The organism is Youngiibacter multivorans (assembly GCF_017873395.1).
In the GTDB taxonomy this organism is placed as follows: Bacteria; Bacillota; Clostridia; order Clostridiales; family Clostridiaceae; genus Youngiibacter; species Youngiibacter multivorans.
Map to the genome: position 1 here is coordinate 1 of NZ_JAGGKC010000038.1, position 25,004 is coordinate 25,004.

Genomic DNA, 25,004 nt, shown 5'->3' on the forward strand with positions numbered 1-25,004 from the left:
ACTCGAGACGTCTTCCTCCAACCAATATGGAGGTGACTCAAAAAAATTTACTCTGGTCTTATTACCTATTTCTGTTTAATTTTCAAAGAGCTTGTCGCTTCAGGCGACTTGTATATAATAGCACGGGGCGTGAAGAAGTGTCAACAAAGAATTTGAAAAACTTTTAAAAACCTTATAAAAAAACCATCAAAAACATGCAGTAAGACTTGTTAACTCTCCATATGCATTGAGTAACAATAGAGAATGAAGGTTATCGCATTTAACTCAAAAGGCCGCTTTCGCGGCCTTTTGGTTATTTTAGCATCAGATAAACACCTACCGCACCAGCGATAGCTGCAAAAACATAGAAGAAAATCTCAGTACCTTTGACTCCAAGAGCCTTCTCAAAAAGCTGTATCTTCTTCATGCTCCATATTGATTCCGGCTTCTTAAGTGTCAGCATCACGACTGCCGCCGCGTAGACTATGAGCAGTATTCCTATAAGGGCTTGTGTGTTCAATGTAAAAACCTCCTCTTTCTAATTATTCATACAAGTCCGTGTTGTATCTTCTTCCTTAGCAGAATGAATACTGCGCAGGTGATCGCAAGTATTATTCCGCTATAGGATGCAATCATTGGCCACGTCGCCTCATTCAGTACAATCTTGTTCATAGCCTTGAATGCCCAGTAGAACGGCGACCAGTAAAGCAGAAACTGAAGGCTTTCCTTTAATAGGATGGCCCCGAACACTGATGCCAGGATAGGGACAAACAGTATCTTCATCCCTGCTATGGCACCTATGACATTGTCATTGTTTGCTCCGATAACGAAGCCGACTATGACGCTTATGAACGCGATCGATACGGTAACTGCCATGACCATAGGGTAGTCGATGCCTTCATAACCCATAAGTGCGATGACTCCGACAACCTGTGCGAGTGGAAACAGAAAGCCTAGGGCAGCCTTGCCTGCAGCAAGCTCGACCTTCCCTATCGGACTTACGTTAAGCGCTGTTATGGTCTTTTCCTGTTTCTCCTGGACAAGCCCAATAAGTATCACCATTCCGCCAAACACCGATACGAATATCGCCAGCAGGCTTCCTCCATACTGGCTTAGAGGAGACAGCTTCCATCCGATATCTGTCACAGAAACACCAATCGCTTTAGGAGTATCAAGGTTACTGATATGGTTGATTATTCCCTCAAGAAGCTCTGCACTTCTCTCCATCTCGTCACCCTGGCTTATTATGGTGTACCTGTCTCCTTCCATTGTCAGTCCGAACACATCATCTGAATCTCCAATCCTTCTTATAGCTTCGTCCTTTGAGCCATATCGGGTCACTTCAGCGTATTCGCTTAGAATTGCTGAAGTCTCTTCGCTCACTGTTCCGTCAACGGCAATGTTTATGGTTGTAGCGGAAACCGAGGCGGAAATGGCCTTAAGTATCAGTGCAAGGATAAAAGGGGCGATGAGTATGTATACTATCATGCTGTCCCTCAGCCCTGTCTTAAGCTCCTTCATAAATAGAACAAGTACCCTTCTCATCAGAATGCACCTCCAACCACAGTCAGCGTCTTCTTGAACCTGTACAGCGCGGCACCGAAAATCAGGATGCCTGCAGCAGCGGATCCAGCAGCAACCATGAACACAAAGGAGCTGTCAGGCTCGGCAAGGAACACTTCCTTGAATGCGAAAAGCATCGGATATGAGGGTAGAAGCTTCACGGCCATCGGTGAAAATGCAGGCATATAGTATGAGACTGTCGCAGTTGCGAGCAGGAACACCACAATGAATATGCTTCCCATCGAATTGATAATATTATCGTAGAAGCTTGCAATCAGAAGCCCAATGGCGGTCCCGAATATGTTTGTGCCTATAAGCAGCAGGAGAAGGTATGGATAGTTCGCGTCCTTTCCTGCCACAAGAATTGTCGTCAGCAGGCCTGTCACGATTCCGGTCATCATCATGACTCCCATCTTCGAGATAAGATAATCCCTTATCCTCACTGGAGTGACAGTAAGTGCACGGATCGTTCCTTCATCCTTGTCTATGAAGATGTAGGCAGCGACAACGAACAGGCCTACGAATCCGGAATTAAACAGCAGGAATACCGGAAGTATCCCTACCCTGTCGCTGAGCTTTGTGCTTCTGGTGTCCAGCACTTGAATTTCAGCCTTTGATTCGAACCCAGGCATCTTCTCAAGATAATCTGAGAGAATCGACGCCTTTACCATGTTCCTTACCCTGTCTCCCTCATATCCCTGCAGTACAACTTCATAGTTTATCTTGCTTCCGTCAAAGGTTACAGATACCCCTGAGGATTCCCTGTCGGCAGAAAGGCTGTTTACAAGGGCATCCCTTGAGTCAACGAAAACTATGCTCTCGCCTCCCTCTTCGAGCCTTTCCTTAACGGCAGATGCCATCGGGGACTCTTCCACATGCACATATGCCCTGACCGTCGGAACATACTCTTCCGGCACAACGAACAATGCCACCGCTACAAATATAAGCGCCATTACAATCTCGATATAGATATAGAAGGTCCTGAAAGATACCTTCAGGTCTCTTAGGAACGTATACCAGAGTTTCATCAGACCAACCCCCTGCCGGTGACCTTGATGAAAATCTCCTCCAATGTTGCCTCCTTTGTGTGCATTGTGAGAATCTCACCTTTGTCTATTATGCTCCTTAACCTCTGTCTGTCGTTATCCTCGATAATCGAAAGTGTCTCCTTGATTGACCTGTCATCTTCCCTGTACTCGATGTCTATCATCTTTTCACCATATTTCAGTTTCAGGTTCTTAGGGGAATCAATGAGCCTGAGCTTTCCGTCGACAATGAAGCCCACCCTGTGACATAGCTCATCAGCTATGAACATGTTGTGGGTGGTAAGGAATATGGTGGTGCCCTCCTTGTTCTTTTCCTTTATGATGTCCTTTATCTGGTTTCCTATGGCGGGGTCAAGCCCTGTCGTAGGTTCGTCCAGAAACCAAATCTCCGGCTTGTTCAGCATGCTCCTCGCGAAGGTCAGCCTGTGCTTCATGCCCTTGGAGAACGTTGACGCCCTCTTCTTCGAGACGTGGTCAAGGCCTACGAGCTTCAGAAGCTCCATCGGGTCCATTGTATCAGTATCAAAAAGCTTCCTGTAGAACTCGAGGTTCTCAAGCGCAGTGAGCTTTCCATATACGTTTGACTGCTCAAAGGAAACGCCTATGCTGTTGAACATTTCACTGGAAATCTTCCTCAGGTCATGTCCTGCAACGCTTCCTTCGCCACCCTGGATTGGAAGAAGACCTGTAAGTATTCCCTGTGTGGTGGACTTTCCCGCACCTGAAGGCCCTAGAAATCCGAACACCTCACCCTTCTCAACCTCAAAGCTGACATCATCTACCGCTTTGTGGTCGCTCTTGTCATATACATAGGTAAGATTAGAGACTTTGATCAATTCCCTTCACCCCTTTCTGCAAAGCCATATCGTATGAAGCCAATAAGCTTGTCCACCTCCTTCAGAATATCGATGGAATAGCCTTCATCGCCATGTTCACTTATGTAATAATCCATTACAGTCGAATTCAAGGAAGTCAGAAGGAAAGCGGCAAGATTAATGTCCAGGTCTTCCCTGACCTCACCCTTTGATTGGGCTTCCTTAAGCAATTTCTTGAAAATCTCGTCGGACCTTGACCTGTTGTCATTCAGAAGCTCCTTGTATATTTCAGATGACTGGTCTCTCATCAGGCGATTTCCGATTTCGAGAAATTCAGGATTGTTTATTCCGAACTCAATCCCTGACCTGAAAAGTTCCCTGATGAGGGTGAACAGGTCCAGGTTCTGTGGATTCTGGAGGAGCGGTCCCATGTACTCAAGCTTCTTTTCTGCAATTATCGAAATAATATGCATGTACAGGTCCTTCTTGTTTTCAAAATACTGGTAAAAGCTTCCCTTAGGTATGTCTGATACGCTTACTATCCTGTTTATGCTCGAGCTCTGGTAGCTGTGCTTCCTGAATTCTTCAAGCGCTGCAGATTCTATCTTCCACCTCTTTTCGTCAGGCAAATTGAAGAAAGTGCTTTTTGGCATCCTATCATCTCCAACGAGTTTACAATTATGACCACCTGGTCATATGACTCCTTGGTCATATTCTACCACTTTTCACGATATTTGTAAACGAGTGCAAACAAACCGGGATGCTGTGCACCCCGGTTTGTTTAAAAATACTTCTGATTATTTCTTTGGAATTAACTTAGTGATTTATGTAGCCTACCTGAATATAAGGAAACCCGCAACTCCTGCAATTATTACCAGCCTTATCGGATCCATCTTGAACCTGAAGTTGGCTATGAATGCGGCTGCAAATATCAGTATGCTCTGGATGTTCACGAAGACATCATCCATAAGAAGTACTGCTGCAGCTGCGATAAGTCCGACAGCTCCGAGCCTGATTACCTTAAGCGTACCCTGGACATAAATGCCGTCCTTGTACTTCATGAAGAGCCTTGAGACTATGTAAATTATGATAACTGAGGGCATAACCACGCCAAGGGTTGCGCAGGTTGACCCTATTATCCCCGCCGTCTTGTAGCCAACATAAGTAGCTGAATTTATTGCAATTGGACCCGGTGTCGCCTGGCTTATTCCAACAATATTGATGAAGGACTCCGCTGTCAACCAGCCGTGCTTGACAACCACCTCGTTCTGAATGAGAGGAAGCATGGCGTAGCCGCCGCCGAAGCTGAATAACCCGATTTTGAAGAAGGTTATGAAAAGGTCAAGTAAAACCGGCATCTATTTCATCCTCCTTCTAATGTAAGTAGTTATTATTCCGAAGAGGATTAATCCGATTATGACATATATGGGAGTAACTCCCAGGAATCCTACGAGAATTACAGCAGAGAGAGGAATGTAGAAGTTCTTCCTGTCCATCTTGGCTGTCTTCGCCATCTTGATTACAGGTGCTGCTATAAGGGCGACCACTGCAGGCCTGATTCCCATGAATACCCTGGCAACTATGGGATGTTTCTCAATCCCTATGAATACAGATGCAACAAGGATGATAATAAGGAATGATGGAAGGGTCGCTCCAAGCACTGTTGCAGCCATTCCCTTAATGCCCTTTATCTTGTTCCCGACAAATACGCTGATGTTTACAGCTATCGGTCCAGGGGCAGACTGGGAGATTGCCACCATGTCGAGGAAATCCTCCTCACCGATCCATTTCTTGTTTTCAACCACTTCCTTCTGTATGAGCGGCAGCATGGCATAGCCTCCTCCGATGGTAAAGGCACCTATCTTGAAGAAGGATATGAACATTTCGAGTAACAGCTTCAATATAATGACATCCTTTCGTTTCTTAATTACAGGAGCTGCGTATTGTAGAGCTTGAAGTATTCGCCCTTCATGGCCAGGAGCTCCTCGTGTGTTCCGTCTTCAGTTATTCCCTCGTTTGTTAAGACTATTATCCTCTCAGAGCTTCTGATGGTTGCCAGCCTGTGAGCTATGATAAATGTTGTCCTGTCTCTGGCCAGCTCCTCTATGGACTTCTGTATCACAGCCTCACTCTGGTTGTCCAATGATGATGTGGCTTCATCGAGTATGAGTATCGGCGGATTCTTAAGGAACATCCTTGCGATTGACAACCTCTGCTTCTGCCCACCTGAAAGCTTCACGCCTCTTTCCCCTATATATGTCATGAATCCGTCAGGGGTATCCATAATGAAGTCATATGCGTTGGCCCTTTTTGCGGCGACAACTACATCTTCATAGGTTGCATCAAGCTTTCCATATGAGATGTTATCGTATATGGTTCCGCTGAAGAGGAACACATCCTGCTGAACCATGCCAATGTTTGCCCTCAGGGATTCGATTGTGACATTCTTTATGTCCTTTCCATCAATCATAATTGAGCCTGAATCAGTCTCATAGAATCTCGGTATCAGGCTGCACAGGGTTGTCTTGCCGACTCCCGACGGACCTACCAGAGCTATGGTCTGTCCCACAGGCACATCAAGGTTTATTCCTGACAGTACCTCTTCCTTGTTGTTGTAAGAGAAGCCTACGTTCCTGAACTCAACATGACCCTTAACATCCTTAAGCTCCACAGCATCCTCACTGTCGATGATCTCAGGCTTAACCGCCATGACCTCGACAAACCTCCTGAAGCCTGCCATTCCCTTCTGGAACTGCTCAATGAAATTCGAGAGCCTTCTTACAGGCTGAAGCATCAGGCTCATGTATATTACAAAGGCTACCATGTCACCAAGGTCTATCCTTCCGAGATATACGAAATAGCCTCCGAATACCAGCGCTGCCAGGTTCAGGATATTTGAGAAGAAGTGTATGCCGCCGCTGAATATTCCAAGCTGCCTTACACTTTCTGTCCTCAGTCCCATGAAGTTGTCGTTTCCCTTGTCGAACTTCTCTTCCTCGAACCATTCATTGGTGAAGGACTTCACCACCCTGATTCCAGAAATGCTGTCCTCAAGACCTGCGTTGATCTCAGACAGGCTTACCCTTATCTTCCTGAAGTTGTTCCTCATCCTGGAATTATAGATAATAGCAAATCCCATGAGGAACGGCACTATGGAGAATATGATAAGTGTAAGCGGAAGGTCCACCCTTGCAAGAAGGACAAAGGACCCTACTATCATGAGAAAACTAATGAACAGGTCCTCGGGTCCGTGATGAGCCAGCTCAGCTATCTCATTCAGGTCGTTCACCAGTCTTGACATAATGTGTCCAGTCTTTGTGTCATCATAGTATCTGAATGAAAGCTTCTGAAGATGTGAGAACATGTCCTTCCTCATGGCATACTCCATCTTAACCCCAAGGAGATGCCCATAGAAGCCAACTATGTAGTCCATGAAGAACCTTATGACATAAAGAACAAGCATTGCTATCCCAAGCTTCATGATCATGTCTATATCCCTGCCCGGGATAAGCTCGTTTATGAATTTCTTGGTTATCTGCGGGAATATAAGGTCTGACGCGGCCACAAGTGTGGCAGCTGCCATATCCAGCAGGAACAGCCATTTGTGCGGCTTGTAGTATTCAATGAATTTTTCGACCATAATTTCACCTCACACACAATAGTATAATACAATATATCTTTATTGCAAAAAAATAAAGTCCAATCAACAAGACTTCCATTATCAGCCAACCAAAAGGATAGTATAATTAGAGGAAGATAACAAAATTTTCAAACAGCTTGATGGAGGTGGTTGAAATACTAGTATTGGCACACAGGGGTTATTCCCACATATATCCGGAAAATACCATGCTGGCATTCAGAAAGGCGCTTGAAGCCGGAGCGGACGGCATCGAGACCGATGTTCAGGTTACAAAGGACGGGGTTCTTGTACTGATACATGATGAGGATGTATCAAGGGTCTCTGACGGAACAGGAAGGATCAAGGATCTGACCTATGAAGAGCTCCAGAAATTCGACTTTGGGATAAAAAAAGGACTTCAGTTTAAGGGCGAGAGGATCCCTACACTTCAGGAGCTCCTTGACCTTGTAAAGGATAAGGATATCCTCCTTAACATCGAGATCAAATACGGTTCCTTCCTTTATGAGGGCATCGAGGATAAGACCTACCGAATGGTTAAGAAAAACGGAATGATGGACAAGGTTCTATTCTCAAGCTTCAACCACTACAGCTGCCACGACCTGAAGGAGATTGACAGGGATTGCAGGACAGGAATCCTTTATACTGATGGAATCTACAAGCCGTACAAATATGCGGAGGAACTTACCGCCGATGCCATCCATCCCTACAGGCTCCTTGTGAACAAACAGATCGTAGATGCCTGCCACAGGATGAACATAAAGGTAAATGTCTGGACCGTGGATGACTTCAAGGAAGCGAAGATGCTTATGGATATGGGTGTCGACTGCATAATGACTAACAAGCCGAAAGAAATGATGGAATTTTTAGGAGTTGGTAAACATGGAGAGAAAGCTTGATTACAGAAAGACACTGCTGCTGGGCTTCGGATTCTTCGCAATCAGCATAACTTGGAGCGTATACAACGCATTCATGCCGGTGCTTCTCGGTAATTTCCTTGAAAGCTCAGCGCTGATTGGCTTCATTATGACCATAGACAACTACTTTGCTTTGTTCATTCAGCCTGCTGTCGGCTTCTACAGCGACGGGATCAACACCAGGTTCGGCAGAAGGATGCCATTCATCATGATAGGCATGCCCCTTGCCGCGGTATTCATGGCACTCATACCAAATCATTTCAACCTGACTTCCCTGGTATTCTTCCTGGTCTTCATGAACCTTTCAATGAGCCTCTACAGGTCACCTGTAATTGCTCTCATGCCTGACATAACTTACATGGAACACAGGTCCAAGGCAAACAGCATTATAAACTTCATGGGCGGAATTGGTTCGCTTATTGCATACGTAATAGGTTCAAGGCTCTTCAAGTACGGAGAAGGATACCCCTTCTATCTTTCAGCAGTACTCATAGTAATCGCCTTTACGGTACTCTTCATGAACATAAAGGAAAGAAGGGACGTCATTGGCTACGAGAAGGCTGAGGAGAAGAGGGATTTCGTTACAGGAGTTAAGACTGCACTTAAAGACAGGAACACCACTTTCCTACTTTTCGCAATCTGCAGCTGGTTCATAGGCTTCAACGGTGTTGAGACCTTCTTCACCAGATATGGCTCGCTGTATCTCGGAGTTGACCCTTCCGTCTCAGCCTTCACCCTCTCATTCATATCCCTTAGCTTCCTCATGTTCGCCATTCCTGCCGGACTTATCGGCACAAAGATTGGCAAGAGGAACACCATAAGGATAGGAGTAGCCGGTGTAATAGCCTTGATGGTTGCAATCTATTTCGTAAAGCCAGGCAATCCTAACGCTATAACAATAATAAGAGGATTATTCCTACTTGTTGGATTCTCATGGGCCTGTATCAACATCAACTCATACCCGCTGGTTGCTGACATGTCCCCTCTGGGCCTCCTCGGCACCTACACAGGCGTATACTACCTGTTTTCATCCATAGCGAACATAGTATCCCCGCCGCTTCTTGGATTCATCGTCGACACCTTCGGCTTCAGTATAATGTTCCTCTATGGAGCCTTCTTCTTCATACTGGCCTTCGTCTTCATGACGATGGTAAAGGACAAGCGGGCAGAGCTTAATGGCAGGGAGTAAATGTCCTTAGCCATCTCATGACCTGAATGAAAACATCAGACTATTATTGTAGAACAAGAACCTGAACCGGCCCATGTTGAACTGCCGGTTCAGGTTCTTCACATTAAATACAAAAAAAGAAATTGGGATGTGGTTCATTGATTAATTCCCTATTTGGATATCGCTGATGATACTTCTATTGTAAGTTTTTAAATTTTGTTCCCTTAGCTTAATTGTCCGTCATTACAGTGAAGACTGTCACCAGGGATTAGCCTGACTCTTAAAGCCAGCATGATATTTTGATAAATATTGTCTCATATAAACTCTGCTGTTGAAGTACTCAATAAAGTTGAAAATTTGTCATTAAAGATTTTAAATATTACTAATAGGAATATATGAATCACCCTTTAAGTCTGTCAAATACCCCAATATCATATGGGAGATGATTAAATGGAACGATTTTACTCTAAACCAATAGGTGTAATATGGTCTGGTGTTGCAGGAGCCGTTGCATTCACTTTCAGTGCACTGGTAGTCTCACTCTTTGGGAACACCATTGAAGATGGTTTCATTCTTTTTGCTGTGAGCGGTGGAATCGGCGGACTCATGTTATCAGTAATGGTTGGTCTCTGGAAGAAGCTTCCGGTTATGACTTTAGTCTGCTTCATGGGACTTCCATTAGGAGTGCTGGTTTCTTTCGGCATTGCCGGCTTCTTCGACCTGGTGCCCATTCTTCCGGAATCCGTCAGCTCATCCGGAATGGCTGATGCATTTGCAATCGCCATCGTTGGTGCGGTATGCGGCGCTATTTTGGGAGGTATAATATTTGGAAGGCGTGCAGTGGTCTTCTCCGCATTGATTTCCGGGCTTGCAGCTTTCCCATTCGGATTGCTGGTCAGGGCATTCAACAAGGACTATCCTATCCGCAGCCTTTTCATGGAGTTGATTTCTCCTTTCCATGCCCAGGACCCCAATTATGTTGCCATTGTAATGGGAGTAGGAATCGGTATGTCTCTTGCACTTGGACTATACAGAAGGAAACATCCAATCCCCTAAAAGCAATAATCTATTGAACTATAACTCCATATTCCAATTCCTTCGCACCGCTTCATGAGAGCGGCGTTTGGATTTCTACATAACCAATTTAATATTTTCCAACTCCAAAAAATATGTGCTGAGATTAATTGGATATCCATACCAATTATGGTTGTAAGGACATAATTGTGTAACTTAAGCAAAAAGGAGACAGCCTGTTCCAGCCATCGCCTTTCAATTAACCTTATCTTTCTTCTTAGTCCTTTAATGCTTTCCAATTCTACGCTAATATGATGCATATTATAAGCAGATATTTGGTTCTTATTTAACGCTTTGTCGCTATGCAGATTACAAACTATTATCATGCTCGAGAAGGGACTTTAATCTGGACAAATAGTCTTGTCTTTCATAAACATTGGAGTTCGGAGACTCGTGACTTCAGTCATGAGAGGAGAACTCCATTACACCCCTTTCTTTCGATTAGTATTGTACTCTGTCTTTTCAATAATGTAAGTTCCTTGAAGCTTGCACTCCTGTGGACAACTGAGCCATCCAGTTTACGCAGATCAAAATAGCCAGATGTCCTTTTTCCGAAAATGAAGCATTCCTCGTCCCTGTATCGCACATGGTCAAACAGGCGGAATCCCTTGACTTCGTATGCAGACTGATTCAGCTTTTTCTTTCCACCCTTTAGGAAGTTCGCCTTGTGTATCTGTCGGTTGTGCTTCCTCTTGAACGCCTGATTGTAGATTTCGTTGCTTCTTATGGCATTAAAGTTTCCACTGATGCAGTATGCATCAGCGCTGTGGGTCTTTTCAATGTTATTCCTTATACGGTTGTTCTTTGTGATGTATCCATAGGTCATGGAAACATCTGGATACAGTTTCTGAAGACTGTTGTATACATACCATCTCATGATGCCCATGAAGCTTGCATCTCTGTACGACTTGTTTGGAGTAAGCTTCAGCTGTATCCTTCCTGCATGATGGCTCTTGTGGCATGTCTCGCATAAGGTGACCAGATTGCCGGGTGAATCTCCTCCGGTCTTCCGGCTTTCCTTATAGTGAACATTCAATACTCTGTCCTTTGACTTGCCATGGCAGTGCTGACATTCGTGTTTATCCCGCCATAGAACGTATTCCCTGGTATTCCAGAAGCCTAACTGTTCTCCCTGCTGGTATTCTCTCCCGCTGATCTCAGGATTCCTGATCTTCTGGATATCGAAACTTGCTGTTTCGATCACTATCCTTGATATGGGGAGGATCCTGTGTACATTCTCGATCACCTTCAAGTGGCTGTCTACCTTATGCTTGACTGAAGGAGCAAGCCACCCTTCCTTTTTCGATGTGGTGCGGTTAAGAAACCTTGCCATTCTGTAGCGAAGGCGGTTTCTCCTTGTTCTTCGGTTCTGTCTTCTGGTGGACAGAAGCTCTGGGATATCATCCCGGAGTGTTATCTCTGAGACAAAAAGCTCTTTCTTCTCAGTAGTTGCGCTAAGTCCTACTACCTTGCTTCCTGCGTCTACTCCCAGAGTGATTACCTGAGTATATTCAGGCGAATCATACAGCAGCTGAATTGTGAATGGTGTCCTTCTTACCACTTTTGCCTTGCCATCCTTCAACAGATGTTTCACTTTTCCATGCCGGCTGGTAGGCATAAGTGGATTTCCATTTTTACTTAAAACGTAGACCAATCCGGCACCCCTTTCTTGATGTAGTTAAGTACATAATTCCAGCAACATAGCTGGTTGGCATCCTTCGCCAATGTTGTAATTGCTTTTTACGTCTGCAACACCGTTCCCGTTAACCCAAGAGAACTTTTAATCACAGACAACAGAGCCACGGATTAGGATGGACGTCCGTGGGTGTTATGACAAAAACAACGTAGTGCCGAAGCACTGAGGCTGATCAACCAGGCATTAAGGATTGCTCCTCATGCCTTCGACTTTAGTCGAGGGTTAGTTGACTCAACACCCTAATTATTTTAATGATACTCGAGTCAATTCGGTATATAATATAGTTCTTTTCAACAAAAATGTATCTGTAGTCTACATTTACACCAATTGATTCCCCAAGACTCACACCGGATAATGGAAACTGCTCTAACCTTCTAACATTATTAATAAGTTTAAATATTACTTCTTCTGCGATTTTCTTACTGTACTTGTCCTCAATTTGCTTCTTTATGTGCAATAAATCTTCTTTTGCAGCTGGAGAGTATTCTATCTTGGTTACCATCATAGTCCAAGCATGGCTTCAACATCATCAGCGGAAATCCAGCCTTCCTCTCTTGCTGATTTTTCACCTTCCTCTAGCTTTGCCAGCAACCTGATTGTTGATTTTAACCTGTCCAATTCTTCCAACTTTATGATTGCATATTCACCGCGTCCATTTCTTGTAAGGTAAACAGGGCTGTTCTCCTTTACTTCACTTAAGACTTCAGTATAGTTCCTTAAGTCAGAAATCGGCTTTATGTTTGGCATTAATACCATCTCCTTAGGTTTATTTTATTCTATTCGCTTGCAAATAACAATGCGAATTAACTCGTTAATTTACATCAATAATATTTTAAATTGTATAGCATTTTCAAATATGCGATTCTTGTGTTACTTCGTGATAAGATTTGAGCCCTGCCGGATTGCTGAATTCACGTAGAAATGGCGATAACCACCGTATACCGATGGTTATCGCCATTTTCAGTTTCAGCTGTCTTAACTTATCAGTTCTTCCTTGTCTTCTTCCTGTACTCTGCGAAGGTCAGCTTCATTCCGCTTTCCTCGTCAGTATCGTCGATGCTTTCAACAAGCTCGAAGCTGTCGAGCATTTCAACCGGGAATACGGTGTCGCCGTCAAATTCACTGTGGACCCATGTGATGTAAAGTGTTGAGCAGTGGAGGATCAGCTTCCTGTATATTTCTCCGCCACCTATAACGAATACTTCTTCATCAAGCTTTGAGTATTCAAGTGCTTCCTCCATCCCATGGATAAGCTTTACTCCTTCAGGAACATCATAGGATTCATCCCTTGTGAGTACTATGTGCTCTCTGCCTGGCAGTGGCTTCTTGAAGCTTTCGAATGTTGTCCTTCCCATGATCATCTTCTTGCCCATGGTCTTTTCCCTGAAATGCTTCAGATCTTTCTTAATTGTCCATATCAGGGTACCCTCGTTCCCGATGATTCCCTTGTCCGTGACTGCCGCAATAAGGCTCAGCATCAGACAGCCACCTCCATTTCAATTTTTCCCAGATGCTTGTAGTCGACAAGCTTTATATCGTCTATCGTGAAGTCGTAGAAGTCCTTTATTTCAGGATTGATCCAGAGCTTCGGGGGTTCTGGTGCTTCTCCTCTTGAGAGCTGTTCCTTCATTCCAGGTATCTGGTTCTCATATACATGCGCATTGTTTATAACGTGAGTAAAGAGTCCCGGCTTAAGACCTGTAACCTGAGCTATCAGATGGACCAGCACTGCGTACTGAGCCATGTTGAAAGGCACACCAAGAGGCATGTCAGCAGACCTCTGCACCAGCATGCAGTTTAGCCTGTCCCCTGTTACATCCCACATCGTCATGAATGCACACGGATAAAGCGATCCTCCTTCAAGATGAGGAATCTGCCAAAGGCTCATTATCATCCTCCTGTCCTGAGGATTGGTCTTTAGCTGCTCTATGAGCTTGTCAATCTGCCTGTACTCCTTGACCACCCATCCGTAGGATGTTCCGATGGTCCCATCTTCCTTCATCCATTCATCCCAGATGTGCACATTCTCCTCCTGGAGCTTCAGTACCGAGTTTGACTGGTCCCTGTATATCCAGAGCATCTCCTTCACAGCTGTCTTGAATCCGACGAATTTTGATGTAAGTATTGGAAATTCCTTAGCAAGGTCAAATTGCATGACCTTATGCGGTAGCTTATATGTCTTTATCCCTGTCCTGTTCTGGTCGTACCAGCCATTGTCCAGGATATCCTTAACTATTTCAAGATATTGCCTGTCAGCGTTGTTCAAAGCTATTACCCCCTGCCAATTTCATATACAATCCATTATAACTGCAATATCAACAATTTTAAACAAGTCATACGGAAGAAAGTTAACTTCAAAGGAATACCCCAGGCTATTGCCTGGGGCAGATTAATTTATTTCTTCTTCATTGCTGATATCGCCAGCTCTATGTCATCATCCTTGACCGTTTCCGGGAATTTTACCTTAAGCTCGTTGAGCAGACTTATGAACTTCTCACTTTTCAATCGCTCTGAGATGTCCTCGAAAATCTCGCTGAGATAGTAAACCTCATCGTCTGTGGCTTCCCTCATGATCTCGTATCCCTGCTCCTCGTTGCTGGTAATCAGGTCAGTCAGTGTTCTCCAGTAGTCTTTAAGTGGTTCTTCCTCGGTTACGCCCTTTCTCCATTTCAAAAGCTTTGTGATTTCTGATTTCATGCAATCACCTCTCGTTTATTCATTAAGCCGATTAGTATTTCTGTAGATACTATGATACAGCCAAAACATAAATTTCATGTGAGTAAAGCATTAACATTATGTATCCAAAGCACTCAATATATTATTCAGAAAGCAGTCTCTTCTCTCCGGTAAGGTCCCTTATGCTCTTTACGTTCTGTGTTACCTCAAGGGTTCCCATGTACTTTCCTGCTTCATCCCTGATTGCATAGTAGGTGATGAACACGAACATGCCCTTCATGTCGATCCAGAAGCTCTCCTGGTCCTTCCTGCCTGCCTTGAAATCAGCGAGCAGCTTTTCAACAGTCGCTACACTCTGGGGCGGATGACAGTTCTGCACAGTACGTCCGATTACTGACTTGGTTCTCGGGAAAATCCTTTCCTTGGCAAGATTGAAGTACTTTACAGTATCCTTCTCATCTATGAAGGTTATATCGACTGGCAAAGTGTTGAGTACTGTCTCCAGCTCCTTGAGCGAGAGGAATCCTATTCCAAACCTTATGTTCCCGTCAACTGGAATATTCTTGGTCTCAGGCTTCATCAGGAATGAAACCCTGTCAGGTACCCACTTGCCCTTAGGCTCAACAATGCAGTAGCCAATCTCATCGCTGTCTGAAGCTATCTCAAGCCACTCGTCCTCGGTGAACTTCTCAAGGAGCATTGGTATCAGGATCTGTTCTTCCTTGAAGATCATCTCCTTGACCCTGTCAAGCGCAGCGTAAGTCTTGTCCCTTGCCTTCTCCCTGTCGTCTGCCGTTATGAGAGCCTTGACCTCCTTGAGGTCAGCCCTTATCTCGTCGTCCACTCCCCACATTACCTTTGGAGGTGCGGTTATGCCATATCTCTCCATAAATGGGAATATGACATTTTCTTTCCTGGAGTAATGCTTGTCAATGTCCAGGAGAAGGTTAAGGTCAGCAAGAAGGAGGTGCTTTATTGGAGCTTCAGGATGATTGAAGTATGCATCAAGCTTCGGCATTATCTCATCATCTATGAGCCTTTCAATAGCGAAGTTCTCTTCCCTGAGTACCCTCACCGGATGCCCTATGCTCTCCTCTTCCTTTGACTTTGTGTGCACTTCCTCAACAGATCCCTTGAAGATATCAGCATGAACTTCGCAGAGCCTCTGTATCTCCTCGACTGCCATACCCTCTCCAATAAGATTCTGCTCCATCTGTGAAATCTCATAAGATGACACTCCGGAAAACTTCTCCTTGAATTCCTTCTTCACCTCAGCCGGGTCAACCCCGTCATGAAGCTTCAGTATCATGCTCCTCAGCATCTGCTGTCTCTTTTCATCGTTTGTCATGAATGTTTCTCTGTTGTTGATCAGGTCGCTCATCAAATCTCCTCCAATTCATATCCTTTTTTCTTGAATTCCTCAATTATCATTTGCATCGGGATCTTCTTCATCACTGATGCCTTTGGTATCGTCATGAACCTTCCTGCGGTCTGAAGCATTCCTGGCTCTGTTATGGATGTGAACCCAAGGCCTTTAAGTAAATCGGCCACTTCGGGCTCCGCAGTACAAATCTCGTAAACTGACTTCCTAAGGTCTATCCTTTTCAAGTCCCACTCTCCTTCAGCCATAGTCTTACAATTAGATTCTACATCTTAATATGTAACTAATCTTTGACTTAAGTCAAAATTCATGGAAATGACACATTGTCTCTGTTCAGAATCTGTTCATTATCAGCATCTATTTATGTTAAGTCGAATTAACGAAAATAATTTCAAATTTTACAAAAAACGTCTGTATTTTTGGTCTGACATCGTATATAATAAAATTAATAAAAGAATATTCAGTTAATTTACTTTAGGAGTTGATTGGATGTCTCGAGTTGTTTATTACCATAAGAACTTCAAGATACTGAGGGTTGGATTAACAGACTATGTGGTCGTAAGGAAGCATCAGTCCAGTTATTCCCAGCATTCACACCTGAAGTCCCTGCATGGGGCGATAAACCTGATAAAGCTTATAGACAGCGGACTCCTACCGGAATCCGACTATCTAAAGGAATCAGCCAGAAGGATACTCAGGGATAAGGAATTCTACAGTCTGAAGCCGGCACAAGGATTTTATTGATTCCGGCTACAAAACATATAAACAGCAGGTACTAGAAACCTGGGCTAAATCCAGGTACAACATAATATCGGCAGAGCTCATTATCACCGCGTTTGACAGCGCCTGAGGATGCTGCATCAATAGCTTCAAAACGTAAAAGGCGAATTATCAGATACTTTAACCGCGATACGTTCATTGTTTGCTAATATTTCACTGCGGATTTACCACGAGGTACAGATTCTACATCTGCACTCTGCTGCAATACGGGTTGGAGAATTGTCACCAGATACAGCGGTTGGATCAGTTTCACTTTTTGGTATATATAAACTATAAGGGAATTCTAAAACCCTTCACCAGTGTAATTGCGACTGGTGAAGGGTTCTTTTTCACGTCAACGGATTTCCACAGTGCGGACAAAACCTGTAGCTATTCTCAACCTTTACACCACAGCTGCTGCAGGTTACAAGTCCGGTCCTGCCTTGTGGTCCGATCCTCGTCATGTCTCTTTGCGAAATCGCGCCGGATTTTCCTTCCTCGAATTCCTTGCCTGCCTCAGCATTAAGCTCGAATACCGGGCCGCATTTCGGACAAATATGATCGGAAATTGTTTTGTCCATGAAATTCCTGCTTAAGTTTGAGAAAATAGAATGTTTTAGCCCAGAAAAAAATCAACAAATTCACTATTCATAGATTCCATCGAAATGCTAATCACTTTTTAATAATGGAATTTTATTCTTTACATTTAAAGAATAACGTGCTAATATTAAAATAATATAGATAGTGCCAATCTGAAACGATTAACATATTATTAATAATGGAATGTATTTCTTCAAATATGAAGAATATCATACCCAAAGTAAAAAGGGGTGAGATAAGTGGAGGTATTTGCCGAACTATCGAAGTATCCGGTTTTCACAATTGAAGATGTTAAAAAGCTTGTAGGTAATGAGAAGACGGCCTATTCTCAACTGGACCGTTTGATGAAAAAAGATCTAGTTAGAAAGATACGAAAGAATATATACTCTGCAGTGAACCTGGCAACTGGACAGTTGGTAGCGACCCGTTTTCAAATCGCTTGTGCAATAACCGACACTGCTTATATATCTCATCATAGTGCATTTGAATATTACGGGCTTGCAAACCAAGTATTCTATGAAGTATATGTGTCATCCAAAACAAAATTCAATCACTTTGAATATGCTCATGTGACTTATAGGTATGTTGCTTCCAGGATGAGTGAAGGTGTTATTGAAGCAAAAAATACCACCGGAGTTCGAATCACAGATCTGGAACGGACAGTTGTTGATAGTATCCGGGATTTCAATAAAATAGGTGGGTTTGAAGAACTGCTTAACTACTTGGAAGGAGTCCATTACCTGGATGAAAAGAAGCTAATAGGATATCTTGATATATATGATACTCAAGGTCTTTATCAACGGGTGGGCTATTTGCTCGATAATTATCGAAAAGAGATGCAACTATCAAGTGAGTTTATTGAGTATTGTAAGAGCAAAATAGGAAAAAGCAGAAGGTATCTGGTGAATGAATTAAAAGACAATAGTTCCTACAATAATGAATGGGAACTTATGGTTCCAGAAGGGTTATTTGAATTGAAGGATCAGGGAGGTGAAATACCTGTATAATTACGATATTAATTATCTGGGAAAAAAAGCAGATGAGTTGGGCTTCATAAGAGATACCCTAGAAAAGGTTACGAGGCTTGCTGACATTCTGGAGTATTTAAACACAAACCCAATTCTCAAAGATAATCTTGCATTAAAGGGCGGGACTGCCATCAATCTTACTATTTTCAATTTACCCCGACTTTCTGTAGATATAGATTTGGATTATTTAATCACCAACAGCAGAAAGGAAATGCTTGAGAACAGAGAGGTCATCAATACCACGTTAGATAAATACATGTTATCGCAAGGGTATATGATTAATCCAAAGACTAAAAATCCTCATAGCTTGGATTCATGGGTCTATGACTACATGGGAGCCAGTGGGAATAAAGATAACATTAAGATCGAAGTCAACTACTCTCTTCGGGCTCATGTTCTTGAAGCTCAAGAAAGGCCGATTATTAATGAACAGTTCTCTAGTGAGTATAAAGTGAAGTCTTTAGATCCACTAGAGATTTATGGCAGCAAGATAAATGCTCTACTTAGCCGAGCAGCAGCAAGAGATTTGTATGATGCTTGGAATATGATAAACATCGGGTTGTTTTGTATATCAGAAGAGGAGATGCTAAGAAAGTGCGTGGTATTCTATGCAGCAATATCAGCCAGGGACAAAAATAGTATAAACAAGACTTTTGAAACAAAGGCAATAGATTCCATCACCAAGAGGAAAATAAAAACGGATCTATTCCCAGTAATTAAAAGGATAGACGATTTTGAGCTAGAACCAGCTAAGTGGCTCGTCAAAGAATATATTTATGATTTAATGGTTCTAGGAAATGAAGAGAAGGAATTCTTGGACAGATTTGAAAAAGGAGAATATGCTCCGGAGCTTCTTTTTGAAGATAAGGATATTCTTAACCGCATTAAAAATCATCCAATGGCCCTATGGAAGACTAGATGACCAATGTCAAATTTAAATGCAACCCACTTAAAAGGAATCTTTCTTCGGTACTTAACCGAGGTTAGCGAATCTGAGTGGGTTATATGCTTTGCGATTAATATTGGAGAAAAATGAGCCTTGGTTTTACTTCTCGTATCACTGCGTTTACAGCATAATCGAGACAGCCAAGGACATCAACCTCAAACACATTCCCGTACCTGACATATGTGCTTTGAAAGCTCCCGAACATAGATTTGGATAACTCGGTGGAGGTAGACTCGCTTCATGTTACGGTCGCCGGATCTTCCAGATACCTACAGACTACCAGCAAAAATCAGCGAAACCCTCATCTTTGATGAGGGTTTCCATTTTCAGAACTTTTCCATTTTCTCAAACTTTAAGCAAGACTCCCATGTGAGCAACAATTCCCGCTTGCTTGCGACTGGTAAAGGGTTCTTTTTCAAGTCAACGGATTTCCACAGTGTGGACAAAACCTGTAGCTATTCTCAACCTTTACACCACAGCTGCCGCAGGTTACAAGTCCGATCCTGCCTTGTGGTCCGATCCTAGTCAGGTCTCCCTGCGAAATCGCGCCTGATTTTCCTTCCTCGAATTCCTTGCCTGCCTCAGCATTAAGCTCGAATACCTGCCCGCAGCAGTGTGACTTGGCAAAATATCTTACATTCCATCTGAATATAGGTATGAAGAATATATGGAAGTAAGAGCTTTGTTTGACTACCGAAAGCCTTGTCAGACGTCCGCATTCAGGACAAATCACATTGTTCTCAGCCCCTATCTCCTTCTGTCCCTGCTTTACCCCGAAAATTCCTATGAAAAACAATGGTACACCTCTTTCCTCTCCATCATCCAGAGTTCCATTCTACATCATTTCCACAGCAGTTCATAGAGCTTTAGGCCAGGGCAATATCCGAATGCTGAGACAGTCTTGAAGACAGCGAAGAATCCAGTGATGTACCAGCCAAGGGCTACAGGACCGAAATATAGAAGTCCCAGGCAGATAAGACAAAGGGTGCCTCCAAGTGCATTTGCGAAGCGAAGGCCATCTTCATCAATCTCAACCTGCTTCGACTGAAGGATCCGTCCGATCGTACTGTCATAGAAGACAACCAGAGGAGACCTTCTGAGCTTCAGCGCTACTGCCAGGAGTAGGAAGGCAAGCACTATCAGAAGCAGTTCCTTTTGCTTTAGAAGCAGGCTCATCCATATAAGCACCGCAAGAAAATATCTGCTGAAGGCATATCCGCCTTTTGAAATCATAACCTTGTCACTTCCCATTTCATCCCCTCCCCTTATCAGATTCAGAAACCTTGCTTCTTATACGAAGCCTCCAGTACGCTTCAATCACCACTATCGATACCAATGTCATGATGCCTGTAATTAAAAGTATTTTAAACTGTGGAAAGTCCAGAGCGAAGAAGTTCCTCATGAATGGAACAAAAAATACCATAACCATAAGGATATTCATTGATGCTACGAGAAGGATCCTGAGCCTTGTAATCGGCCTGGCAAGTATGATGAGCACCCACATGCTGGAAAGGAGCAGTGTCAGTGTGGCTGCTGTCCTTGATTCTTCAAGTGAAGCTCCTCCATTTAGTGCAAGATAGAAGGAAGCCATTGTGAATATTGCGGCGATTGACCCTATGGGTATAACGAAATGCAGTATCCTATCTACAAAGCCCGGCTTGTATCTTTTAATGTTCGGTGCCAGTGCCAGAAAGAATGCAGGTATACCGATGGTAATTTCACTTACGAGGGACAGGTGCCTTGGAAGAAATGGAAACGGCATGCCAGTCACTGAAGTAACAAGGTCAATCAACATGACGCATACAGTCTTCACAAGAAAGAGGTTTGCAACAAGCTCTATGTTGGCAATGAGACGCCTGCCTTCAGCGACGATTCTTGGCAGTGTCGCGAACTTTCCGTCTAGGAGGACTATCCTTGCTACTGACTTTGTAGCTGCCACACCAGAACCTACAGCCATACCTAGGTCTGCGTCCTTGAGAGCAAGCACGTCGTTAACTCCATCTCCTGTCATTGCAACAACATGCCCCTTTGATTGGAGTGCCTTCACCATCTTCTGCTTCTGGTAAGGCGTAACTCTCCCGAAAACGTCATAGGCTTCCATTATTTCAGCCACTTCAGCTTCATCCTCAGGCATAAATCTGACGTCATAGGCATCTCCCCCATTGGTTATTCCTGCCCTTCTTGCGACGCTATGCGCGGTGGAAGGATTATCCCCTGAGATTACCTTTATTGCAACCCCCTGCTCCCTGAAGAACTTCATTGCTTCGGCTACATCTTTCCTTACCCTTTCTGCTATGAGTATCAGAGCAACAGGAACAAGTGAGTCTGGAAGCACACTATTAGCTGGAGCAGACTCACTCCTTGCAAGCATAAGAACTCTGTATCCTTTTTTGGCGTAAGCCTCATGAGTCTCTTTTATTTTTCCAGATGTTTCCTTTCCATCCAAAAGCATCTCAGGGGCTCCCAGTATCCAGTGACCATGTTCACCAAAGCCAGCATAGCTCCATTTGCGCTCTGATGAAAATGGGACTGAGCCTGTTAGGGGCCAGTGCGGATCGGGATAATTCACCTCGATCGCAGCGATTGTTGGATTCTTATGGATTGAAGCGTTGCAGATTGCCCCGAGTATGCTGCTTAGGTCTAAGCCTTCCTCAAGCTCCACTATCTCGCAGGTCTGGAGGGTTCCGTCTGTAAGAGTACCAGTCTTATCTACGCAAAGGACATCTACTCTGGCAAGGACTTCAACTGCAGGCAGCTCCTGCACCAGCACCCTTTGCCTTCCGAGCGTTATCACGCTAATTGCAAAGGCTATGCTTGTAAGGAGGACCAGACCCTGCGGTATGATACCAACTATTCCTGCAACTGTTCCAATGAAGGTGTCGTGAATTGAGAGGCCTGCCCTTACCTGACTGTAGAACAAAAGCATTGCAACCGGCACTATGCTCCAGAATATCCATTTAAGAAGCCTGTCTATACCTTCTCTCAGCTCTGATTTGGAAAGGCTGAATTTCCTTGCCTTGTCAGCAAGCTCCTGTGCATATGCCTCTGAGCCGACCTTGACTGCCAGATATCTTCCTGTACCCGCAACGGTGTGGCTGCCGGAAAACAGCTCATCCCCTGATACTTTGCCTACAGGCAGAGACTCTCCAGTCAGCATTGATTCGTCTAACTCCAGTCCTGCGGAAGATACTACAGTACCGTCAACTACTACCTGGTCCCCGGGGTGGAGAACAAGAAGATCGTCCACCACAACCTGGTCATAGGGTATCTCAATCTGGCTGCCTTCTCTTATTACCTTTGCCTTCGGAGCACTAATGAGTGAAAGGGCATCAAGTGTCTTCTTTGCTCTTATCTCCTGGATGATTCCAATAAGGCTGTTAAGGATCAGCACCATTCCAAATAGCGCATCGTTTATGGAACCTAATATGATGACCACAAGAAACAGGCCTCCGAGCACTGCATTGAATCTGGTAAGCACATTGGACCTTATTATCTCAGCATATGTCCTGCTTGCTTTCTGGACATACGCATTGACTCTACCATCCTCTACCCTCTGCCTTACCTCAGCCTCGGTCAAGCCGCTAACACTATACCGTGTGTTCTCTCCCATTTCCAGCACCTTCCTCTGTCCCCCATAGAACGCGGCAAATGCTTCCTATACCTGAATTATACCAATCTTTAACATGTACCTGATGTTACATTTCAGTGAATGCATGCATAATAAAAGACTGCCTTTTCGTGCAGTCTCGCCTTAGTTCTATTTTTCGTTATTGCCTGATATTCTGCCCAGCTGCTTTATTATTATCCAGTTCTGCTCCACCAGCATTTCAAGGTAAGCAACAATCGCCTTGTCCTCATCCTTTGCTGATGACGGTACGAATCTGGGACGTATGAGGAATTGGGACACTACTTTCTTTAAAACTGCATTCTCTTCAGGCATGTCATCCAGCTTGTATTCCGACATGTAGTCCTGTATGGCCCTGTTCTTCGTCTCCATCATGTCATGGATCTCTTGCTCAGTGAATAGTCCCATTTGCTTTCCCTCCTATGATTTTGACAACAGCGTAGCATACAATTGTATACTAAGTATTGATAATCTGTGAAATCGTTGGAGCCCAATGCAACCGGAAACAATCCCCATAAAGCGTAAGGGGAGCATGACGCTCCCCTTGAATCATCTGTATACAATTACCGCATTTCCTGCACTGATGTTGTTGAATACCGCCTGCGCAAGGCTGTATGGTGCGTTTACGCAGCCATGTGAGCCGTTTGTAAGATATATATCCCCGCCGAACTTGCTTCTCCAGGAAGCATCATGGAATCCTACATCTCCATTGAATGGCATCCAGTAGGCGACATCAGATTCATAATCTTCCCCTCTCAGGGTAGCATCCTTGTCCTTGTACTTAAGCCTGTATATACCGGTTGGAGTGGTTGTGCCATTCTCTACATCTCCGGTCACTACGTCGCCATGGGCGATGAGCACTCCGTTCTTGTAGAACCATGCATGCTGTGCTGAAAGGCTTATCTCAAGATATGTGCTGCCATAGTCTGCAGCACCATGGGAAGCTGCCTTCTGGAGATAATCTGGCTCCCTTACTATCTTCTGTCCATCTGCAACAGCCTTCAGGATCACATCCTTTTCAGCCTGTGAATTGATCCTCCAGCCATAGTCTCCACGACTGATTGTCACTGTCGTTCCAAGTGATGTCTTGAAGCTTCTTGGAGTCTTGTAGGTATTGTACTTTCCAGCCAGTTCATCCACAAACTGAGAAACCTTTGCCTCATCTATAGAAACTTTGAAATTCTCATCTATGTTTACCCATTGGCTTATTAGGGCTGCATCAGCTACGATGTCTTCACCTGAACGCTCATAGGTTATGCTTGTTGATGCATACTTGCCTGCAACCTCAAGCGCTGCCTTGACTTCAGGCGATTCGGATGTGTATGCCGGCTTGTCATACAATCCCTTCTCATCGAGGTCTATGGAACCTGCCTCACTGTTTACCGCTTCCTTTATGGCTTCCCTGAGCTTATCTTCATCAAGCCTGTTTCCGGTAACCTCCGGAACAATCTTGAATGCTCCGCCTTCAAATTCGATGTATGCGCTTTTCGGCTCAATCACATTACCAGGATCAAGGCATTCAAGGTCTGCAATCCTGTTTGAAAGCTTAGCATCGTCATATACTACCACATCATTCAGGTTAAGATGCTGTGCGCTGAAGAGTGACAGAAACCATGAGGATGCATTCTGATCAGCCTTAAGTTCAAGCAGCTTGTTCTCGCTCTTCAGTTCAAGACCAACGTCTGCTGCGGTTATTGTTTCGCTTGCAACGTCTATTCCCTTGATTTCCAGTACATAGTTTTCAATCTCTGACTTAAGCAATGCTTCCGACTCAGCCAGTGTCTTGAATGAGACATCGATCCCGTTGATATGTGTACCGTAATAATAACGGTCTGTAAAGTAATACCGGATGCCAAAGTAGGCAAGCAATAGCACAACCAGTGCAATGCCAGCTGCCTTAAGACCCTTGTTCCTGATGCTGCTCATAAGTTCAATCCTTTCTTATAAAACTGATAACAAATATTGCATTTATGATAGAACCGAATCTAAACTAACACCACAATTGTACAAAATCGCTACGCGATAGTTCCTTGTCTAAATTCTATACTTATGCCTCTTGAATTAACAGAGTATTTCTTCGCATGAAAAAAATAG

General features: G+C 44.0%; 28 protein-coding genes. 6 read left to right on the top strand and 22 right to left on the bottom strand.

Features of this window, described 5'->3' with window-relative positions; translation table 11 throughout:
* Positions 1 to 292: 292 nt before the first annotated feature.
* From J2Z34_RS16050 to J2Z34_RS16085, 8 genes are all read right to left on the bottom strand, one after another.
* Positions 293 to 499: a hypothetical protein gene (locus J2Z34_RS16050; protein ID WP_209460887.1), complete on the bottom strand. Its 207-nt coding sequence runs from the start codon at positions 497 to 499 to the stop codon at positions 293 to 295.
* 26 nt (positions 500 to 525) lie between these two features.
* A complete protein-coding gene (locus tag J2Z34_RS16055) occupies positions 526 to 1,524 on the bottom strand; it encodes an ABC transporter permease (protein WP_209460888.1) in 999 nt (332 codons plus the stop codon).
* A complete protein-coding gene (locus J2Z34_RS16060; RefSeq protein WP_209460889.1) occupies positions 1,524 to 2,570 on the bottom strand; it encodes an ABC transporter permease in 1,047 nt (348 codons plus the stop codon). Before J2Z34_RS16060 ends, J2Z34_RS16055 begins: the two co-directional genes overlap by 1 nt.
* A complete protein-coding gene (locus J2Z34_RS16065) occupies positions 2,570 to 3,424 on the bottom strand; it encodes an ABC transporter ATP-binding protein (protein ID WP_209460890.1) in 855 nt (284 codons plus the stop codon). The genes J2Z34_RS16060 and J2Z34_RS16065 overlap by 1 nt, the downstream gene beginning before the upstream one ends.
* On the bottom strand, positions 3,421 to 4,056 hold the full coding sequence (locus J2Z34_RS16070) for a TetR/AcrR family transcriptional regulator (RefSeq protein ID WP_209460891.1): 636 nt from the start codon (positions 4,054 to 4,056) through the stop codon (positions 3,421 to 3,423). The genes J2Z34_RS16065 and J2Z34_RS16070 overlap by 4 nt, the downstream gene beginning before the upstream one ends.
* A 180-nt stretch (positions 4,057 to 4,236) precedes the next feature.
* Positions 4,237 to 4,761 (bottom strand): chromate transporter, encoded by a 525-nt coding sequence (locus J2Z34_RS16075; RefSeq protein ID WP_209460892.1) that lies wholly within the window; start codon positions 4,759 to 4,761, stop codon positions 4,237 to 4,239.
* The gene (locus J2Z34_RS16080; protein ID WP_209460893.1) at positions 4,762 to 5,304 is read right to left on the bottom strand and encodes a chromate transporter; all 543 of its coding nucleotides are present in this window, start codon (positions 5,302 to 5,304) and stop codon (positions 4,762 to 4,764) included.
* Positions 5,305 to 5,330: 26 nt separating this feature from the next.
* Positions 5,331 to 7,043, bottom strand: a complete 1,713-nt coding sequence (locus J2Z34_RS16085; protein ID WP_209460894.1) for an ABC transporter ATP-binding protein — start codon at positions 7,041 to 7,043, stop codon at positions 5,331 to 5,333.
* Between the two features lie 140 nt (positions 7,044 to 7,183).
* Here J2Z34_RS16085 and J2Z34_RS16090 point away from each other — a divergent pair, with 140 nt between their 5' ends.
* From J2Z34_RS16090 to J2Z34_RS16100, 3 genes are all read left to right on the top strand, one after another.
* Positions 7,184 to 7,939, top strand: coding sequence for a glycerophosphodiester phosphodiesterase (locus J2Z34_RS16090; protein ID WP_245250859.1), 756 nt, complete (start codon positions 7,184 to 7,186; stop codon positions 7,937 to 7,939).
* Positions 7,923 to 9,146: an SLC45 family MFS transporter gene (locus J2Z34_RS16095; RefSeq protein ID WP_209460895.1), complete on the top strand. Its 1,224-nt coding sequence runs from the start codon at positions 7,923 to 7,925 to the stop codon at positions 9,144 to 9,146. Before J2Z34_RS16090 ends, J2Z34_RS16095 begins: the two co-directional genes overlap by 17 nt.
* A 429-nt stretch (positions 9,147 to 9,575) precedes the next feature.
* Positions 9,576 to 10,181 carry a hypothetical protein gene (locus tag J2Z34_RS16100; RefSeq protein ID WP_209460896.1) on the top strand — a complete coding sequence of 202 codons (606 nt, stop codon included), beginning with the start codon at positions 9,576 to 9,578 and terminating at the stop codon, positions 10,179 to 10,181.
* A 421-nt stretch (positions 10,182 to 10,602) separates the two neighbouring features.
* On the opposite strand, the gene iscB is transcribed toward J2Z34_RS16100, so the two are convergent.
* The 8 genes from iscB to J2Z34_RS16140 all read right to left on the bottom strand — a co-directional run bounded on the left by iscB (position 10,603) and on the right by J2Z34_RS16140 (position 16,179).
* Positions 10,603 to 11,853 carry an RNA-guided endonuclease IscB gene (gene iscB / locus J2Z34_RS16105; RefSeq protein ID WP_209460897.1) on the bottom strand — a complete coding sequence of 417 codons (1,251 nt, stop codon included), beginning with the start codon at positions 11,851 to 11,853 and terminating at the stop codon, positions 10,603 to 10,605.
* A gap of 253 nt (positions 11,854 to 12,106) precedes the next feature.
* Positions 12,107 to 12,397, bottom strand: coding sequence for a type II toxin-antitoxin system RelE/ParE family toxin (locus tag J2Z34_RS16110; protein WP_209460898.1), 291 nt, complete (start codon positions 12,395 to 12,397; stop codon positions 12,107 to 12,109).
* Positions 12,397 to 12,642 (bottom strand): type II toxin-antitoxin system prevent-host-death family antitoxin, encoded by a 246-nt coding sequence (locus tag J2Z34_RS16115; RefSeq protein ID WP_209460899.1) that lies wholly within the window; start codon positions 12,640 to 12,642, stop codon positions 12,397 to 12,399. Before J2Z34_RS16115 ends, J2Z34_RS16110 begins: the two co-directional genes overlap by 1 nt.
* A 236-nt stretch (positions 12,643 to 12,878) precedes the next feature.
* Positions 12,879 to 13,373 (bottom strand): dihydrofolate reductase, encoded by a 495-nt coding sequence (locus tag J2Z34_RS16120; protein WP_209460900.1) that lies wholly within the window; start codon positions 13,371 to 13,373, stop codon positions 12,879 to 12,881.
* On the bottom strand, positions 13,373 to 14,161 hold the full coding sequence (locus tag J2Z34_RS16125) for a thymidylate synthase (protein WP_209460901.1): 789 nt from the start codon (positions 14,159 to 14,161) through the stop codon (positions 13,373 to 13,375). The genes J2Z34_RS16120 and J2Z34_RS16125 overlap by 1 nt, the downstream gene beginning before the upstream one ends.
* A 128-nt stretch (positions 14,162 to 14,289) precedes the next feature.
* Positions 14,290 to 14,592 carry a hypothetical protein gene (locus J2Z34_RS16130; protein ID WP_209460902.1) on the bottom strand — a complete coding sequence of 101 codons (303 nt, stop codon included), beginning with the start codon at positions 14,590 to 14,592 and terminating at the stop codon, positions 14,290 to 14,292.
* Between the two features lie 121 nt (positions 14,593 to 14,713).
* A complete protein-coding gene (locus J2Z34_RS16135; RefSeq protein WP_209460903.1) occupies positions 14,714 to 15,952 on the bottom strand; it encodes a DUF438 domain-containing protein in 1,239 nt (412 codons plus the stop codon).
* The gene (locus J2Z34_RS16140; RefSeq protein WP_209460904.1) at positions 15,952 to 16,179 is read right to left on the bottom strand and encodes a DUF1858 domain-containing protein; all 228 of its coding nucleotides are present in this window, start codon (positions 16,177 to 16,179) and stop codon (positions 15,952 to 15,954) included. The genes J2Z34_RS16135 and J2Z34_RS16140 overlap by 1 nt, the downstream gene beginning before the upstream one ends.
* Before the next feature lie 262 nt (positions 16,180 to 16,441).
* Between J2Z34_RS16140 and J2Z34_RS16145 the strand changes: the two genes are divergently transcribed.
* Complete coding sequence (locus J2Z34_RS16145) at positions 16,442 to 16,696, top strand: hypothetical protein (RefSeq protein ID WP_209460905.1); 255 nt, start codon at positions 16,442 to 16,444, stop codon at positions 16,694 to 16,696.
* Between the two features lie 365 nt (positions 16,697 to 17,061).
* Here the strand turns inward: J2Z34_RS16145 and J2Z34_RS16150 are convergent, their stop codons facing one another.
* The gene (locus J2Z34_RS16150) at positions 17,062 to 17,292 is read right to left on the bottom strand and encodes a zinc ribbon domain-containing protein (protein ID WP_209460906.1); all 231 of its coding nucleotides are present in this window, start codon (positions 17,290 to 17,292) and stop codon (positions 17,062 to 17,064) included.
* Between the two features lie 258 nt (positions 17,293 to 17,550).
* On the opposite strand from J2Z34_RS16150, the gene J2Z34_RS16155 reads away from it, so the two are divergent.
* Positions 17,551 to 18,318, top strand: coding sequence for a type IV toxin-antitoxin system AbiEi family antitoxin domain-containing protein (locus J2Z34_RS16155; RefSeq protein ID WP_209460907.1), 768 nt, complete (start codon positions 17,551 to 17,553; stop codon positions 18,316 to 18,318).
* Positions 18,302 to 19,261 (top strand): nucleotidyl transferase AbiEii/AbiGii toxin family protein, encoded by a 960-nt coding sequence (locus J2Z34_RS16160; protein ID WP_342453216.1) that lies wholly within the window; start codon positions 18,302 to 18,304, stop codon positions 19,259 to 19,261. Before J2Z34_RS16155 ends, J2Z34_RS16160 begins: the two co-directional genes overlap by 17 nt.
* Positions 19,262 to 19,700: 439 nt before the next feature.
* Here the strand turns inward: J2Z34_RS16160 and J2Z34_RS16165 are convergent, their stop codons facing one another.
* The 5 genes from J2Z34_RS16165 to J2Z34_RS16185 all read right to left on the bottom strand — a co-directional run bounded on the left by J2Z34_RS16165 (position 19,701) and on the right by J2Z34_RS16185 (position 24,836).
* Positions 19,701 to 20,081 carry a zinc ribbon domain-containing protein gene (locus J2Z34_RS16165; protein ID WP_209460908.1) on the bottom strand — a complete coding sequence of 127 codons (381 nt, stop codon included), beginning with the start codon at positions 20,079 to 20,081 and terminating at the stop codon, positions 19,701 to 19,703.
* Positions 20,082 to 20,125: 44 nt separating this feature from the next.
* On the bottom strand, positions 20,126 to 20,536 hold the full coding sequence (locus J2Z34_RS16170) for a DUF4395 family protein (RefSeq protein WP_209460909.1): 411 nt from the start codon (positions 20,534 to 20,536) through the stop codon (positions 20,126 to 20,128).
* Between the two features lies 1 nt (position 20,537).
* Positions 20,538 to 22,895 (bottom strand): cation-translocating P-type ATPase, encoded by a 2,358-nt coding sequence (locus J2Z34_RS16175; RefSeq protein WP_209460910.1) that lies wholly within the window; start codon positions 22,893 to 22,895, stop codon positions 20,538 to 20,540.
* A gap of 147 nt (positions 22,896 to 23,042) precedes the next feature.
* The gene (locus J2Z34_RS16180; protein WP_209460911.1) at positions 23,043 to 23,318 is read right to left on the bottom strand and encodes a hypothetical protein; all 276 of its coding nucleotides are present in this window, start codon (positions 23,316 to 23,318) and stop codon (positions 23,043 to 23,045) included.
* A 141-nt stretch (positions 23,319 to 23,459) separates the two neighbouring features.
* The gene (locus J2Z34_RS16185; protein ID WP_209460912.1) at positions 23,460 to 24,836 is read right to left on the bottom strand and encodes a L,D-transpeptidase family protein; all 1,377 of its coding nucleotides are present in this window, start codon (positions 24,834 to 24,836) and stop codon (positions 23,460 to 23,462) included.
* Between the last annotated feature and the right edge of the window lie 168 nt (positions 24,837 to 25,004).